Annotated in this window: 10 protein-coding genes; all 10 read right to left on the reverse strand. The window is 57.8% G+C overall.

Annotated features, from left to right (window positions below; genetic code table 11):
* Positions 1-143: 143 nt before the first annotated feature.
* Entirely contained in the window at positions 144-821 is a 678-nt protein-coding gene (locus tag H8E27_00230; GenBank protein ID MBC8324047.1) for an SGNH/GDSL hydrolase family protein, read from the reverse strand.
* Positions 822-823: 2 nt separating this feature from the next.
* Positions 824-2,179 carry a DUF1552 domain-containing protein gene (locus tag H8E27_00235; protein ID MBC8324048.1) on the reverse strand — a complete coding sequence of 452 codons (1,356 nt, stop codon included), beginning with the start codon at positions 2,177-2,179 and terminating at the stop codon, positions 824-826.
* 3 nt (positions 2,180-2,182) lie between these two features.
* Positions 2,183-4,699, reverse strand: a complete 2,517-nt coding sequence (locus tag H8E27_00240; GenBank protein MBC8324049.1) for a DUF1592 domain-containing protein — start codon at positions 4,697-4,699, stop codon at positions 2,183-2,185.
* Positions 4,696-5,511, reverse strand: coding sequence for a prolyl oligopeptidase family serine peptidase (locus H8E27_00245; protein MBC8324050.1), 816 nt, complete (start codon positions 5,509-5,511; stop codon positions 4,696-4,698). The genes H8E27_00240 and H8E27_00245 overlap by 4 nt, the downstream gene beginning before the upstream one ends.
* A 2-nt stretch (positions 5,512-5,513) precedes the next feature.
* Complete coding sequence (locus H8E27_00250) at positions 5,514-6,917, reverse strand: DUF1552 domain-containing protein (protein ID MBC8324051.1); 1,404 nt, start codon at positions 6,915-6,917, stop codon at positions 5,514-5,516.
* Positions 6,914-9,463: a DUF1588 domain-containing protein gene (locus tag H8E27_00255; GenBank protein MBC8324052.1), complete on the reverse strand. Its 2,550-nt coding sequence runs from the start codon at positions 9,461-9,463 to the stop codon at positions 6,914-6,916. The genes H8E27_00250 and H8E27_00255 overlap by 4 nt, the downstream gene beginning before the upstream one ends.
* A 121-nt stretch (positions 9,464-9,584) precedes the next feature.
* Positions 9,585-11,873 carry a hypothetical protein gene (locus H8E27_00260; GenBank protein ID MBC8324053.1) on the reverse strand — a complete coding sequence of 763 codons (2,289 nt, stop codon included), beginning with the start codon at positions 11,871-11,873 and terminating at the stop codon, positions 9,585-9,587.
* Between the two features lie 73 nt (positions 11,874-11,946).
* Entirely contained in the window at positions 11,947-15,564 is a 3,618-nt protein-coding gene (locus H8E27_00265; GenBank protein ID MBC8324054.1) for a hypothetical protein, read from the reverse strand.
* A gap of 16 nt (positions 15,565-15,580) precedes the next feature.
* Entirely contained in the window at positions 15,581-16,417 is an 837-nt protein-coding gene (locus H8E27_00270) for a hypothetical protein (protein MBC8324055.1), read from the reverse strand.
* 9 nt (positions 16,418-16,426) lie between these two features.
* On the reverse strand, positions 16,427-16,629 hold a 203-nt coding region (locus H8E27_00275), incomplete at its 5' end, for a hypothetical protein (protein MBC8324056.1).

Raw genomic sequence — 16,629 nt, forward strand, 5'->3', positions numbered from 1 at the left:
TCCGCTCGGCCGCATGCCCCTGCATATTGGATTGGCCCACCAACAGATACACCTTTAACGGTTTGGCTTGAGACGAAAACGAGAGGCCCAGCAAAGCCAGGCAGATAATGAGATAGGATTTCATGGTTTAAAAAAATGGTGCGCTACAGTCCGAGGTCTTTCCGAAGAATTGCTTGGAGCGGCGCGTGGATGGGTTTGCGGTCGAAGAAAAAAGGATCGGCGCCGTGACTGGCGGGCTTGTTCATGTCGATGAGGTCTTTGACGAAGGCGTACATGTCGTTGGTGGGGACGCCGTACTTGGCCATGACCTTGGCGGCAAGGGCGTTGTATTCGATCTCCGAACCTTTGGCGAAGACGTTGGTGCTGGAGTGCCGGATGGGCGTGGTGCTGCCCCAGACGATCTTTGCGCCGGTGGCCTTAAGCCGGGCGGCGAGGGTGTGGAGGTTCTTCTCGTATTGCTCGGGCGACGTGGCGCGACGGCCTCCCGCGTGGCGCGGCATCACCCGAAAGGCCTTCATGCCCGGGACGCGATGAATCAAGTCTCCCAAGCCGCAGTTGACGTGGATGAGATCCCATTTGCCATCGCCGAGATAGTGGTCAAGGAGTTCCAGCGCCGTGGTGGTGTTCCAGACCACACCGGGCTCGTGGCGTGGACAATGGATTTCCGCTTTACCCTTGAGTTCCTTTTTCAAATCCGCCGCCGGTTGCTGGTAGATTTGGTCGCCGAGAATGAGGACGCGCGGCAACGCATTCTCCGCCTGAACACCGCCGCCACTAAGCGCCACGGCGCAGACCAGAAGCATGGCGCGGAGCGTTTCCATATTTAGGCGAGCGCTTCAGTCATTGGCCCCGTGCTGTCGGCAAAGGATTTCACCGGCACATCCACGGCGTTTAGCATCGAGACGAACAGGTTGGCCAACGGCACTTTCTTGTCGTCCTCGAAGCTGTGCAGGTGCCCGTGCTTGAGGCCGAGCTTGTTGCCGCCGGCGAGGTGGATGGGATAATTCTTGGGGCTGTGGGAAGCGTGCGGGTGGGCCGAGCCCCAGAGCACGACGGTACGGTCAAGCATGTTGCCGTCGGCTTCGGGCGTGTCCTTGAGGCGTTGCAGGAAGTAGGCGTGTTGTTCGGCCCGCCAACGGTCCCATTGGCCGGAGTAATCGGCGGGACGTTTGTGGGCAATGTCATGCGTGGCGCCCTTGTAGCCGAGCACGTAGGTGGCGTAGTTCCACAGCTCGCTCTGTGAGGAATTCTCACTCTCCAGCATCAAGGAAGCGAACCGGGTGGTGTCCGTTTGAAACGCCAGATACACCAGGTCGTACATGCACCGGATATATTCCTTGGGGTCCTTGTGCGAGGCCTCGAGGTTCAGGCCCTTGGTATCGATCTCGGGCAACGGTTCATGCGTCCATTTGCTGGTGCGCTCCACACGTTGTTCCAGCGACCGGATGGATTCCAGATATTCCTCCACTTTGCCCTGATCCTCATGGCCGAGGCGGTTCTTGAGGCTGCGGCTCTGGTCCATCAACAAATCCAGAATGCTGGCCTCGCGCTTGAGCCCGGCACGCACCTGCTCGACGCCTTTGCCGGCGTAGGGTTTGAACAACCGGTTGAAAATCTCCTGCGGCTTGTGCATCGAGGGAATCGGCCGGCCAGGCCCGCGATGGGACAGCGTCTTGCTCCGTCCGTAGGAACCGGTGCCGCCCTCGGTGCCCAGCACCATGGAGGCGAACCGGGTCTGATGCCCGTGCGCATTGGCGGCGATCTGATCAATGGAAATGCTGTTGGTTTTCTGAGTGCCCACCATGTCCGCGCCCGTGGCGAACACGTCACCCGAGCTGTGCCCGCCCAAGGCCCAGCCGCCGGCGTGATCCAGTCCGCGGTAGTAGCTCACGTACTCCTTCAGCGGTTCGAAGGGCGCGGCCGATTTGTTGAAGGTCAACGGACCGGCATCGCGGCACGGCCACCAGCTCCATTCGTTGTGCGGCTTCTCGGGATCGGGAAAGCCATGCTGGCCGTTCGGCATGTAGGCGCCGTAGGAAAAATAGCTCACCAACATCCGTTTCGGATGCGTCTTGCTTGGAGCCGCCAGACTCATGCCGTTCAGGAGCGGCAGGGCCAGGGCAATGCCGCCGCCCTTAAGCAGTTCGCGTCGATTCAAGTGCCAGCTTTTCGTTTTCATGGTCTACTTCTTTTCCGTTCCCTTGAATAGGGGACTTTGGCAAATGGTGACAATCATGTCGAGTAATCGGTGCTCGTGCGTGGCGGACTCTTGGAGCATGGCGTCCACCGCAAACCGGTCGCGTGGCGTCAGATCTCGGCCGAGGCTATAACTAAGCAGACGGCGCAGGAGGTTTTCGGCAATCTCATCCCGACGGTCCTTCTGCAAGTAAGCCTTCAGGTCAGCCATGCCGTTGACATCCGGACCGCGCGGAACGCGGGCGGTGGCGTCCACGCGTTCGGTGTTGATGGTCTTCAGATAGTCCGCATAACCGGCGAGGTCGCCGTGGGTTTGCAGGTTGAACCCACTGACCCGCGCACCCTCCCTCGGCACGAGCGGCTGGTACTTGCCGATGGCGTTGTAGTGCTCGAAAGGAATTCCCCACGGATCCAGGCGAGCGTGGCAGTCACGGCAACTTTCCTTCTGCCGATGCTTGGCCAGCAGATCCTTGATGGTGAGCGCTTTCTCGGCCGATTCGCCGGCGCTGTCGGACAAGGCCGGGACGTCCGCGGGCGGATCGGCCACATCATCGCCAAGAATCGCCTCGCGCAACCAGACCGCGCGATAGATCGGATGCGGCGCCGAGCCCGTGCCATTACCGATCAACATCGAGCCCTGCGTAAGCAAGCCGCCCAGCCGATGCTCGGGCTTCAGCGGCACGGCGCGAAAGTTGTTTCCCTCCACTCCCGGAACACCGTAGTGCACGGCCAGGGGTTGGTTCAGCCAAGCGAACTCGGAATCTACCACGTTTGCCACCTCGGCATTGCGGCGGATCAACTCGGCCACGAAGCCGGTGGTCTCCTCCAGCATGTAATCGCGGATTGTCGGCCGGTAAGGTTCCTCCGTGCCCCTGCGTTCTCCGGCTGAAACGTAAAAAAGAAAACGCGGAAAGAGTTGCTGGTTGATCGGCACAGTCTTCATCTTGGCCAAGCTCAGCCATTGCATGGTGAAATTGTGCACGAAATCCTGCGAGCGCGCGTCGGCCAGCAGCCGGCGCGTTTGTTGTTCCATCACCTTGGGGTCGCCCAACCGCCCCTGCCCGGCCAGTTCCAGTAGTGCCGCATCAGGCATGGTGCCCCAGAGAAAATACGAAAGCCGCGAGGCCAACTCGTACTGACGGTGGGTCACCTCGCCATCCGCCACGGTGTGATAGAGGAACTGCGGCGAAACCAACACCATCGCCAGTGTCTCGCGCATAGCCGCTTCCATGGTTTTCAGCTCCGGCAACACCAGCCGGTAGATTTGCTCAAAGCGTTGCACCTCGGCCTCGCTCGCCGGCCGACGGAAGGCCCGCGAGGTAAAGCGGCGGATGACCTCTTGCACGTAGGCTTCGGGATCACTTTCGCGCAAGGGCGAGTCGAACAAAATGCGCCGGTGATGCGCCGGCGGCCAGACGTCCGTGACCGGCGCCTCGAACTCCATCCAGTTGATCACGACGCGCGGCATGGTGAGGTTGCGCTTGCCGTCGTTGAGCGTGCCGTCGTCATACAACACCTGCGGCGTGATGACGCGGCTGTCGGGCTGTTGATTGCCCCGGATAACCAGCCCGCGCGTCAGCGGATAGTTTTCAATGCGCCCGCGAAACTCCAGCACCCTCGGCTCGTCCGGGCTGTTGACCAGATACGCGCCGCCCACCGGTTCCACGCGCTGGGAGGAGCTGTTGAGATTGATCGTCTGCCCCATGATCAGCCGCAACGGCGCGCCCTTCACACCCGGCGGCAAGATCGCCGAGGCCTGCATGCGAATGACGAACTCGCCTGTGTCCGGAAAACTCTTCAGCCCCATGCCGCCGGACGGGGAATGCCGACGATTGCCCCAGACCCCAATCTCGTCCAAGCCCATGCCCCGGTCCAGCCCGTGCCGCTGCCACTCGCGACGCGCCTTGTGCACCTCCGGCTTTTCCGGATCAACAATCGCGCTGGCCATCACCTTGCGGGCGTTTTCCAGATAACGATCCACCTGCTCCGGCCCCAGCAACATGAACTCGGCGGTGTTGTTGAAATGATACGGCTTCTCCGGATCCTTGGGCAAATTATCCGTCAGCTTCAGCCGAAAACCGATCAAGTCGCGGATGGTGTTCTCGTACTCGAAGTTGGTCAACCGCCGCGCCTGCGGAGCCACCGGCGTTTCCCCTCCCTGCGCCACCGCCTTCCGCAAGCCCGCCTCAATCCACTTCGTCACCGCACCGACAGCCGCCGCTTCTGGCCGTTCCCTCTCCTCCTCGGGCGGCATCTCGCCGCTTTCCAGCACTTCCAAAATCAACTCCCAACGCTCCAGCGATTTCCCCGCCGCCAAGCCGCTGTCCACATTATGCAACGTCACCTTCCCCTTCTGCTTCTCCGGCCCATGACACTTCACGCAGTGCGTTTTGAAAAAAGGCGCGACGACTCGATCAAATTCCTCGGCCGCCATCGCCGAAGCGGCACCGAGCCACAATAGCAATCCGCAGCCGAGATTCCTCATCGAAACAATTCCTTTCATCGTGCGGATTCCTTGGCGTGTTTGAGAACGAAATCGACCAAGGCCTGGCTTTGAAACCAGCCGGGCCACATGTTGTGGCCTTGGCCCTTGACGACTTCGAGGGTCATCGGGCCGCCGAGTTTGTCGTAGCGGTCCTTGATGATCGCGGAGTTTTTATCAAGCGGCACCACGCGATCCATGTCGCCGTGGATGTGAAAGATCGGCACCTTCGCCTTGGCCAAAGGCGCGAGGCGGTCGATGGGATTGTGCATGGCGAGCTGCGCTTCCAGCCCTTGAGCCGTCAACCCAAACGCCCCGCTGGCGCGTTGCAGGCCGGGATAACTCGCGATGTTGCACACTGGATAAATGCCGGTGATGCACGCCACCTTGTCCGGGTTTTCGGCAGCCCAACTGTACAGCATCAACCCGCCGCGACTGCGCGCCAGTAGACAAGCCCGCTTGGCCAATCCGCGTTTCGCCACGAGATGCGCGTGCAGCGCCGCATACGTCGCCCGACCTTTCGGACTGCCATAAGACTCGCCCACATCCACGCCGGCAATGGCAATGCCCGCCTTGAGGAAGCGCTCGAACATCCATTTCTCCGCCCCGCCCGGCAGCCCGCGCAAGGTGGGTGCATACCACACCCAAGGCATCGCGCCTTGGTCCAGCTTGGCCGGTTTGGTGTCCGGCAAAATCAGAAACGCCGTGCGCCCCTCGATGGCAAAGACTTCCCCGGGGAATGGTAGTTGCTTTTTCGGTTGGGCCGCGTGGATCCAACCCGCAATCACGCAGAGCCCCAGAAGGATACCAAGCCGCTGTCGAGGATTGTCCACGACTAACTTTGGAACTGTTTGATCGGCCCGGTTTGGCCGTGACCGAACTTGGTGAGGCCGGTGTCGAGGGCGCCGTAGTGCTCGATGGGATTGCCGTAGGCGTTGAGCAATGTGGTGTAGAAATTACCCAACGTGCTGTGGCCGGGCTGCCCGTAGTTGGGCAGGCGAATGTAGCGGCGGCGCAGGTCCACGCGCGCGTTGTCGCCCGAGAGGATGATGAAGGGATATTCCCAGCCGTGACTGTGATGGGTCTCGCCGCCGTCCGGAAAATAAAAGAGCATGGTGTTGTCGAACATCGTGCCGTCACCCTCGGGCACGCTCTTGAGCCGTTTGACGATGCGATCAATCACCGCCATGTGATGCGTACGCGCGCGGTCGCGGATGGTCTCCGCCGAGAGCCCGCCAATGCTTTTGTTGTGGCCCACATCGTGCATGTTCACCTTCTCGCCTTCGATACCCGGAATGCCGGTGTAGCGGTGGCCGAGTTCGTCCACGGTGAAGGCGACGACATTGGTCAGCCCGGAAATCAGCGCGCCGAGTAATACCTCCGAATGGCCGATCTGGCGGTCTAACGTGTTGATGGCCGGATCGAGATATTTCGCATCGAGCTTGGGCACGTGCTTGCGGATCACTTCCGCCATGGCGTCGATCTTGCGGTTGCGATCGCGGATGGATTCCACGGAGTCCGCATAATTCTGCACCTTGGCCTTCTCAATCCCAGCCAGCGGATTGGCAATGGCACTTTCGTTGCCGGCAATAAACTCGAGTACCTTGCGATCGAGCTGATATTGGGTGCGCGCCTTGGGATCGTTGGAGACGGACTTGAATAACTCCTGCAACGCGATGCGCGGCGAGCCAAACGCGTAGTTGGGCTGTTGCGGGCCGCGGGCAGAAAAGCCGGTGGCCACGCCGTCGAGACTGCCGCGGGCATTGCCGCCGCCCAGTGGGAAACACGCCAGCTCAATGTGGCCGGCGGGCGAGGGAAAGAGCTTGGCCAATTCGAAATCGACCGTAGCCCACTTGATAGAGCTGAGTCGTTCGTTAGCCTTGAACACGCCGAGCGAGGAGCACCAGGAATGGTGACCGGTGGTGCACATCTTGCCGGAAAGCCCCTGCAGAATCGTTAGGTTTTCCCGGTGACCGGCCAACGGCCCGAGCCACTGGGGCAGATCGTGCCCGTCGAGATCGACATCCACCGCTTCCTTGCGCTTCTCGAGCTCCATCGTCTTGGCATCGAGACTAGGCGGCACGCACACGCGCGGCCACAGGCCGTTGCCGCGGTGCATAAAGATAAACCGCGTCGGCGGCTTGCCAGAGGCAGCGGCCAGCTGCTGCGGCGCATTCATCAACGCCATGGCGCCGGCGCCGAGGAGGGATTGCTTCAGAAAATCTCTGCGGTTGTTCATGGCTGCTCCTTGCTCGATTTACGGTAACGGAATGAGTCCGAAGTTAAAAGCGAAACGATGACGGCCTTGAAGCTGCCGCCTTGCTGAACGTAGGCGCGGTCGGCCTCGATGAGAGTTTGCGAGTCGGACAACATTTCGTTACGGCCCATGTAAAAACGGAAAGCATGCCGGATGATGCTTTGTCGCACACGCTCGGATTGAGCAAGGCGGTTGATAAGGTCAAAGGAATCGCGCACCTCGCCATCGAGCTTGGCATCGCCCGTGCCAACCAGTTTGCCAAGGGTGCTAACCGGCTTGGTCTTATAGGTAGTGGAGCCGTTTTTCTTGGTAGGATTGGCGAGGATATGTTCCTCGTACTCGAGAGGTTCATCGAGGCGGTAGCGGCCAAAATCATCGAAGACCTCGAACGGCAAACCAAGTGGGTTCATGTGCTGATGGCACTTCAGGCATTCGGCTTTTTGCGTAACGGTTTCGACCCGTTCACGAAAGGTCTTGTGCGGATCTTCCGGGACTTGAGCATCGACAGTGATCGGCACGTCGGGCACGCGGCCGGCCAAGAGCTTTTCCCGAATCCAGCGGCCCCGCTTGATCGGATCGGTATGGAAGTTGGAGGAGTGGGCGATGAGCCAAGCCGGATGCGTGAGCAGGCCCTTGCGGTGTTGGATTTGGAACGGTTGCTCGACCGGATAATCCCAGAACTCCTCGTTATTCAAGCCCTTGTAGTTTTTATTCTCCACGCCGCCGTAGCGGAAGGGATGCGGTGTGGGCGGCAGGCTGTAGAAGACGGAATGGTTATAGTAGTAACCATGCGCGAAGGAGGGCGTGGTAAACGGCGTGCGACCTTTGCCGATGGTTTCGCCCCAGAAATACATGTGGCGCATGAAGTCACGCTTTGACTTGGCGCCGGCGAAGCGGACGGATTTCTTGGTCTTCAGGTAATCGAGATTATCCTCCAGCACTTTTTCCGGGTTGGCCTTCCAATCCTTGTCCTTGAAGTAGTGGTACACTTCCGTCCACTCCTCGATCACCTTGCGGCCGGTCTCGTTGTCTTTGTTGTGATAAACAAAAAAATCCTCCGTGCTGAGCAACCGCCGGAAGACATCCTGATCCTGCTCGAGATGCCGATCGACAATCCGGTCCGCTTCTTTGACCAAAAACCCCGGCGTGCCGGCCGTGCCGCGCGAGGGGTTCTGCCAATAGCCGTCACTGCGCGGCACGTCCTTGAAAATCTTGATCGCGTTCGGGTACCCGAAAAACTCCCGGAAAAACCGCACCTGCTTGGGATGCATACTCTCATGCGTGCGCATGTTTTTGCCGTTGAGACTGGGGTCCACCGGGCCGGCAAACAGGGTTTTGTTCTCCAGCAACCGCGTCACCTCCCGCCGGAAATCTTCCTTACCCGAAAGCTTTCCGTCCTCGGCCGCCTGCTGGAGAATGGCATCCGGCCCACGATCCCCCAGCGCATAGGCGATGGCGCGGGCTGCTTCGTGCGGAGTCAATTCCTGCCGACCATGCTCATCGACTGGCCCGCCACCAAATTCCATGCGGTACAGGAATTCCGATTCCAGCAACACGGTCGTCAGCATCTGTTGCAGCCCCGCGGTGTTGCCGCCCAGCTTGATGGAGGTTTCCAGCAGGCTTAGGTATTTCTCAACTTCCGCCGCAGTCGCTTTCCGGCGCAGCACGCAATCAAACTGATGCTGAATCGCCGCCACCATCTCCGGCTCTGTCGGCGCGCCGACCTTCAACACAATCGTCTCGAACACCGCCGCGGTTTCCCGGGGATACCAGCGATCCTGTGAGTTCAACGCCGCCAGCAGCGCATCCTTCTCCGGCGTCTTGAGACGCGCTCCAAAAATCTGTTTCTCGGCAATCCACTTGGCATTGGTAAGCATCACCAGCAAATGCCCGCCATCCAGCGAGGTGAGATCGTAATCGCGCACGCCGGAATGGTCCGGCAACATGAACGGATTGGTGACCCCGAAAAATTTCCGCGTGGCAAAGCCGGTTCGCTCGCGGCCTTCCAGTCGGAACACATCCATCACGCGCTCGTGAAAAATCTGCGGGCTCACCAACCAACGTCGGGCCGGCGACCACGGCTTCTCCTTTACCTCGCCGCTGAAAAGTTGGTCGTGGTTCACATAGTTTCCGTAGCTCGGGTAGCGCAACTTCTCCTCCAGCTTGGACGCCCCGTGCTTGCGCAATTCTCCGGACACCCAGCCGGCCAGCGCCGTCCGTTCCGACTCCGTCGGCTGCTTCTTCCGTTTGGCCGGCGGCATATCCTTCAGGAACAATTGCTCCTGCACGCGGTTCAGCAAATCCAACCGCGGCTGCAAGGCCATGCCCGCCAAGTCATCCAATCGCACCTCGCCCTTCTTGGAGTCGGCGTCATGACAGGAAAAGCAATGGCTCTCCAGCAATTCTCTGGCCTTTGAATCAACAACAAACGACTGCGCCTTTTCGGCTCCGGTTACAAATTGCCCCGCAATTAACGAAATAAGAATCGCCGATAAAAATTGGCAGCAATTATTTCTAGCTATATTCATCGGAGAACCAAGGTATAACAATACGCGACAAATGCGAATTAATAATGTGCTTGTCCGCTTATTTTTCTGTTTTTTGTAACGTACTCGAAGCGCACCCGTGATCCCGGCGCTGAGATTTCTTTCAAAAATCATTCTGTTTGAGTGGAGGCAATTTTTGTTCCTCGATTTGCAGGGAAATGTGGCCGCGGGGCGGCTGGAGTCCATGGCGTGGGTGGTTGTAGCACAGGAAGCTAGTCGCCGCGAGGGTGACCTTGCCGCCTTTGAATTCGTTGCGGAAATCGCTGTAGATATGAGCGCCGCGAGGTTGTCCACCCTGCCGGACCGCAACGCCGGTTTTTGACTCAGCAAGCAACTTGCCGTTGATGTAGATTGCGTATCCTTCGCCTGAATTCACGTGAGCGGCTCCACCCACCACAATCCGGTAACGGTGACCTTTCTTCAGTGGCGGAAGGTCTACCGTGCCACGAACCATCAGAACTTCCTTTTCCCACAGCGTTCTTGGTTTCTCACTACAACGGCAGAATGAAGCGTTACACGTTTCAGACAACGCCGCCAATTTTCCATCCAGTTGTCCAAATGGTTGCAGGCCATTTTTCCAGCCGACTTTAGCTGCATCAAATGTAGGCATGATCCAGTTCTCCATACCAGTGGGATAAGTTACCTTGCGATAGCGGCTGCCTTTCCCCTTGGGTTGGCTCTCCTTCGGGTCAAAGCTGTAATAACCCCACTGTACTTTGTTGAGGTCCGGACCGAAGGGATGCCAATCGTGGTCATCGATTCCGACCACACGGTAGCAATTTTCGAGTCCGAACATCGCACCCCGCAGAAACTGATTTACGCGCTGCGGTCGTTCGCCGGCAGCCTCTTGAAGCAGGGCCTTGTTGTAGCGCGGGTTGGCAATGTACGCCGCCGCGATTCCATCGCGGATAATTGGCTGCAACACTTTTTGTGCGGCCGCCATTTCCTTGTCAATTTGCTCTGATGTTTGCTTTTCGGCATCGCGTTTTCGCCGGAGGACCAGCGGGATGGGTTTCGCTTTGCCGCCCAGTAGTCCGACCATCGCGCGACCGAGGGCGTCACCGGTCAGCATGTACGTCTCAGCGTTGCGGTGATAATGGTAATCTTGGTTCCTTGGCGACTCGTCAATTTCACGCCAGAAATCGCGCGTGTCGACCGAGGCCACCGTGCCGGCATACTCGGGATGCTGTTTCACGTCGCCGACGGCCATTTGCGCTTTCAGGATTCTCAAGTATTTTTCCTGCATGTTGTGTCCGCCGAATCCGATGGTGGCGACCACCGTCGGCAGCTTCGGCGTTTTGAACTCTTTCCGGACATCGTTAATCAAGTTGACCAGATGTTTCTCGTATCCCGAAATCGACTGCTCGGTGCCGCTGTCCTTGTGGCCTTGGAACCAGACAAAGCCGGCGATCTCGTAACCTTGGCCTTGGTAGCCGGGAACGATCTTGGCAATGTTGCCCAGAGTCTTGCGCACGCCTTCAACCATCAGCTTGTATTCGGCGGATTCAAACTGGTTGCCGGGATCGGTGCGACCGCTTGATGGCGGACGAAAATCAAAACCCAACGAGCGATTGCCTTGGGCTGTCTTGATCAGCAAAACCTGCTCGTCATGGAATTCACCGAGCACGTGACCAAAACCGAGTTCCGGCCCGATGGACTTGCCGTTTGAATTCGCACTCAACGGCGAGCCCTTGCCGTCCTTCGCCAAGCGCGCCTCCTGAAAGTAAACGTCGTGGCGGACCGTCCATTCGCCTTTTGCATCCACCAACCACGGAAACTTTCCTTCCCGCTTGGCCACCGCCTCAAGGTCACCGTTGCCCAGAAGATCCATCTTCTGCATCCAGAATCTTGGCGGCGTGCCTTTGAAACCGGTGATCTTGAACTTGTAGCGCTTGCCCGGGTGTAGCGTGATGTCCTGCTTGGTCGGTTTGCCCTCCGATTTGCGACGGTAGACTTCCTTGCCGTCGAGTTGCATGACGTTGTAGGAATTCTCGCCGAACCCGCAGTGCAATTGATAAACCCCGTGTTGAGGCACCTCCAATTGCCCTTCGGCAACCGGCTGATCGGTCTTCTTGCCATTGGGAAGATAAACGGCCAACGGGGAGACCTTGAAGTTGCCGACACGATAAATCTGGAACGGTCCATCGGGCACGGCAGGATCCGAGCTGAGATAAACGCCGGTGTAGACGTTCTTCGCCCCGCTGAGGTCGCCCATGCCGACCATGTTGGATTGGCCGGCAAGGATGTAGACCTTGACCGGTTTTGTCGCATCGCCCGGTTTCCCGTCCGGGTCGGGCAAGGGAAATGGAACCTCAGCAGCATGGACCGGGAGGTGGAGCAGCCCCGTGCCGAGTGAAAGCAAAAAAAATCGGATGATGTGATTTGGTTTCATTTTTGTTTGGATTTGTTTTTGATTAAATCGATGTTGTTGGGTCGGAATGGCACGGCGGCCGGTCCCCGATTCCTCACTTGGCCTGACTTGTTAATACGAACCACTTTGGTTTCCAGCCCGGTTTATTTCGGGTGCCAAACCCACCCGCCTCGATGAACAGATACAATTCTCCGGCGAGAGCTCTGGGGACGATCTTGAGCGCCTGATACTTGTTTAAATCCATCAGGGTATCGCCGGACCAAATCAAGGTGGGATCCTTTGTCCGGCCGTTTGCTTGTAAAGCGATTTCTGAAAACAGCGGGTTGCGGGCTTTGCCCGATTTTTTTGCGGGATCAAAATCCTCGATGGCCGCCACCTCGGTGAGGACCGTCCAATTGCCGAGAATTTCTGGGTTGGCAATGAACTGTCCATCCCAACGAAACTTAACAGCCGAGGCTGACTGCTCTCGGTCATTCGGATCCTGCATGGCCTGCCATTCGGAGGACAACATGGGAATGAGGGTAGCCGATTTCAAAACGAGATCATTCCCGATTGGGGGCAGCTTTTGTTCCTCAATGTGCAGGCTAAATTTTCCCTGGGGAACGGGCTGGCTCGGCTTCACCTTATACTTGTCGTTATAACGCAGGAAAGTCATCACCGCGATGCAGACGTTGCCGCTTTTGAATTCGTCCCGAAAACCCTTGGTGATATAAGCCCCCTTGGGTAGACCGCCCGAGCCGCGGCCGTTGCAAGTCTTGGCCTCAATCAAGGATTTGCCGTTGATATAAATGATGTGTCCGCCGCCCGAGCCAACGTGGTTGCCGTCATTAACCCGAAGACGATAACGATGACCGGGCTTGACCGGTGGAACTTTGAAATGCTGACGCAGGAGCAGCACCTCTTTCTCCCAAAATGAATTAATCTTGGTAGCGCCATAACAGCCGGGCCCGGTGCAGCCGGCTCCACATTTGTGCACAGGCCCGGTCGGAAGCTTTCCCATGTAGTGGCCAAATGGGCTCTTACCCAATTTGAACACGCCATGATTTTTAGCATCATGACCTTCGAAGGCGGTTTCGTACCATTTATGAACGCCCTTGGGCAGGGTCACCTTGCGGTAACGCGTGATGAGTTGGTCAAAGGGAACCTGTTCGGCAGGAACCGGATCGAAGCTGTGATAGATCCACTTGGCATTGCGCAAATCCATGAACATTTTCCAGCCGTACTCCTTGTCACCCGCCCGATCATGGAGGGCGACCAAACCATCAATGACATCACGGGATCCGCCGGCATATCCCGACTGTACCTCGCTGGCGGCAAACTGATGCAACTTCGCCCAGTTTCGGCCGACAAATTCTGGGATCAAATCCTCCAGAATAATCGGCTGGATCGCCTTCTTCAGCTTGGGCCCAAACTGGCTTGAGTCGGCCTTCAGGAAGAATTCCTTGTAAGGCAGGATTTCATTTGGTTTGCGCTGACGAGCGATCTCATAAAGCACATCCAATCCGCCCGGCACATCGGCCAGCGACGCAGCGATGGCTTCCAGATGAAACTCAAAAGTTGAGGAGGTGTCTAACCCTCCGGGAGCGGTCATTGAGCCTGCATAGCCAGTGAAGGTCCCTTCCAACGTTGCGGCGGCCAACTTTTGCACCGTAGGCCCGGCCGCCTTGATCTTGGCCCGGATCCCGGCAGCAAGCCCCCGCGTGACCGACACACGCTGATTTTTCCGGATCAAATCACCGATCGCAGGGAGAACACGCTGGTAGCATCGCTCGTCCGCTGCCACCGGGGTCAGGGCAATCAGGGCTGCGCTCTTCAGCCAATCCTCCTCATGCTTGAGGTACGGAAGCAACACATCAACAAGCGGAAAAACTTGGTCAGCAGAACCCCGACCCACGACTTGCAAGGCGGCATCCTTGACCCACCACGATTCGGCGGGATCCTTAATCGCCTTGACCGCCAGTTCAAAAACCTCAGCGGTAATCGCATCGGGCTTGTTCAAGATAGCCCCGAACATGACCCGCCGAACCCGGGGATCAAGGTGCTTCAGAAACTCCATCACCAACTCCTTGCGCACCTTGCCTCCCGACGCCTTCCACCCAATGTAACCGCTGTTGATGCCCAAGGCCTTGAAGGCGGCAATGTGGCGGATGTTGTGCTCCTGATGATGGATGTAACGCCGGATCTCATCATCAGTGGGCTGCACAACGCCGTGGAAACGGCGGATGAATGCCAAGCTGGAATCCTCGGCCAAGGTCTCGTCCGACAAATCCTGCGTCCTCCCCTGCTTGTCCGGAACGGCTTCCAACGAAAGGAAAAGATTGTCCGCCTTTGTCCCCCAAGGCAGCTTCGGCAACGGATAAGGCTTGGAAAACTTGGTGCGCGGTGCGCCCGTAATCCGCAGGGTTTTGCGCGGGATGGTGTAGGAAAGCGGATAGGCAACGCCCCACAATTCTTTGTCGTAGCCGGCACCGCCCAGAATGCCGAACGAGCCGTCAAAGCGGCGGGAGAGATCGTAGTGCCACTGGCGGTTATCCATAAACTCCCGGTACTGTTTGGGCTTTTTATCGCAGAGCAGGCCCATCGCGGCGCTGCGCCAGATTTCGCCGATGCCGCCGCCGGTGTGGCCGTGCAGCATGAATGTCGTGGTATAAAAACTTTGAATCGCACAAACGTCACGGGCCTTGGCGTAAACGGAATTCTCTCCATCCGGAGTCAGCGCCGCCGCCGCCGCCATGGCAAAGGCGAGTTTGCCGTTCTTGCCGTTGTCCACAAACCCAACTTCTGGGCGATCGTCACCGTAAGGGTTATTGCCCCTGCCCGCGTACCGGAAGAAATGCCTGAGCGCACCGTGGAACATATGGTCCGGCACCTTGACGCCGCATTCCTTGGCCAGCATGAGAAACGTGACGACATGGGTACCGGCCGCATTGAGGTGCCCGTTTCCGTAAGTGGTCAGGGCTCCCCCTCTTCCAGCCCAAGCATCGTTGTGCTGAGACTTGGCCGCGTTATCAACCCATTGCTGGATGTTGGCCAGGATTTGCGGGTCTCCCGTCCGTAGGTAACACTCGGCAAGCGGGATGCCCCCGTAACCGATGTACCAGGGATACCGGTGCGCCGGTGCACTCCGCGCCCAGTTACGAACGACCGCCAAGTCTTGCTCTTCCCCGGTCGAAAGCAGGAACAGCATGCCAATGCCTCCGAGGCCTTCGGTTGATCCAGGTTGGGAAAGGTAATCGGCCACACCGCGAACTATCTTGTTAGACTTCGGACAATCAAGCGGCCAAGTCTTGCTGTAGGCCCCAAGCACCGGAACCTTCACCGTAACCGGCTCGACCTTGCCCTTGATCGCAAACTTGAGCAGTCCATCGGTGGCTTCAGCCGCAGCAAGGATTTGCCCCAATTGGATGCGCGGATCGATATCGGCAAGTTTCTGTCCGTTGATCGATTCGATGATTTGCCCCTGCTTGAGTTTCCCCGTCCCGGCGGCCGGCGAACCTTCCTCGATATGACTAATCCGCATGACAAAGGCAGGCTGAAGCAGGTCGATCCCCATGCCGACCGGACCAATTCGCTTGATGTTCTGCAGCGATTTTGTTTCTCCGGGTCGAGTGGAAAACAGGCCGTTTGGATTTTTGTAGAACGGGGTCTCCGCCGCCCAGAATAAAGGGTGGATTGAAAAGGAAATTAGAAAGAAAACGATTACGCGATTCATTTTTTTGATGATCAATTTATTTTTGATGAGGAGCTCCAGCCTTCAGCCTCAGGCGAAGAATCACCGGTTCCCCAATCTTGGGCAACCCCTTCGGATTTACCTGCCAGGAAAGCTCATCGTTTTGATGCCCATGAATCCCCGGCAGACAAAGCAGTTCATCGCCAAAAGTTGAAATGGAAATGACATTTCCACTTTGCTCACAAACATACTTTTTCGGCCCGGGCCCGTTCTCCACCAGATGGGAACCGGCAAATAGAAAACTGGAGGGAAATGTCACCCGCTTGGCTTTTGCAGGGATGCCCTCAATCGCATCGGGTTGCGCAGGTGAAATAAACTGGCTGATCGGATGCTCCTGTGGCTTGCCTTTCGAATCAGGAAACACCATTGAAACGCGAATCGGATCCCCAGCGGGCTCAACAGAAACCCAGCGCGGGCGCGCCCCATCCGCCACCTGTTTCATGGCAGGCGTCCCGGGCCGGGCTCCCATCAGAAGCATGGCCGTGTGGAGATGCATCGGCCGGGCTGCGATGGAAAGAATGGACTCGTGCTCCTTGCTGCCTTTCGTACAGGCAACCAATTCCAAGAGACCCTTGTGAAGGCAAACAGTCGCATTCACATCGATGCACCGTTCCTCCAGATTCAGCTCGATGCCGGGCAGCTTCAGCTTGCGCAAGGCCTCCCTTGCACTCGACGAGAGTTTTGGAACCGGCTCGCCACCCCACCCGACACAACTAAAAATGAATATAAAAAAGACTGATTTTATTGAATCGGTCATACCGCGTTTCTTCCCGGGGATATGGTTATGGAGCCTGCTTCCATTGCGAATAGTTGCGGCCATCTGGCAGCGCAGCAATAAGCATCATCATCGGCTTTCCTCTTTGATCAATTTACCAAGTCGGGCAGCGATTTGCTGTAGGCTCTTGGGCCAATGATCAAACGACGTGCTTTTGGCGCCGGGGATCTTGGGCGTGGTGATGCCTTCGACTAGGGTGGCGCTGGGTTGGGCGTAGAGGAATTGGATTTCTTTTTGGCCGTAGGTTTGCGGGAGGCTTTGCGCGTAGACTT

Source organism: Limisphaerales bacterium (assembly GCA_014382585.1).
In the GTDB taxonomy this organism is placed as follows: domain Bacteria; phylum Verrucomicrobiota; class Verrucomicrobiia; order Limisphaerales; family UBA1100; genus JACNJL01.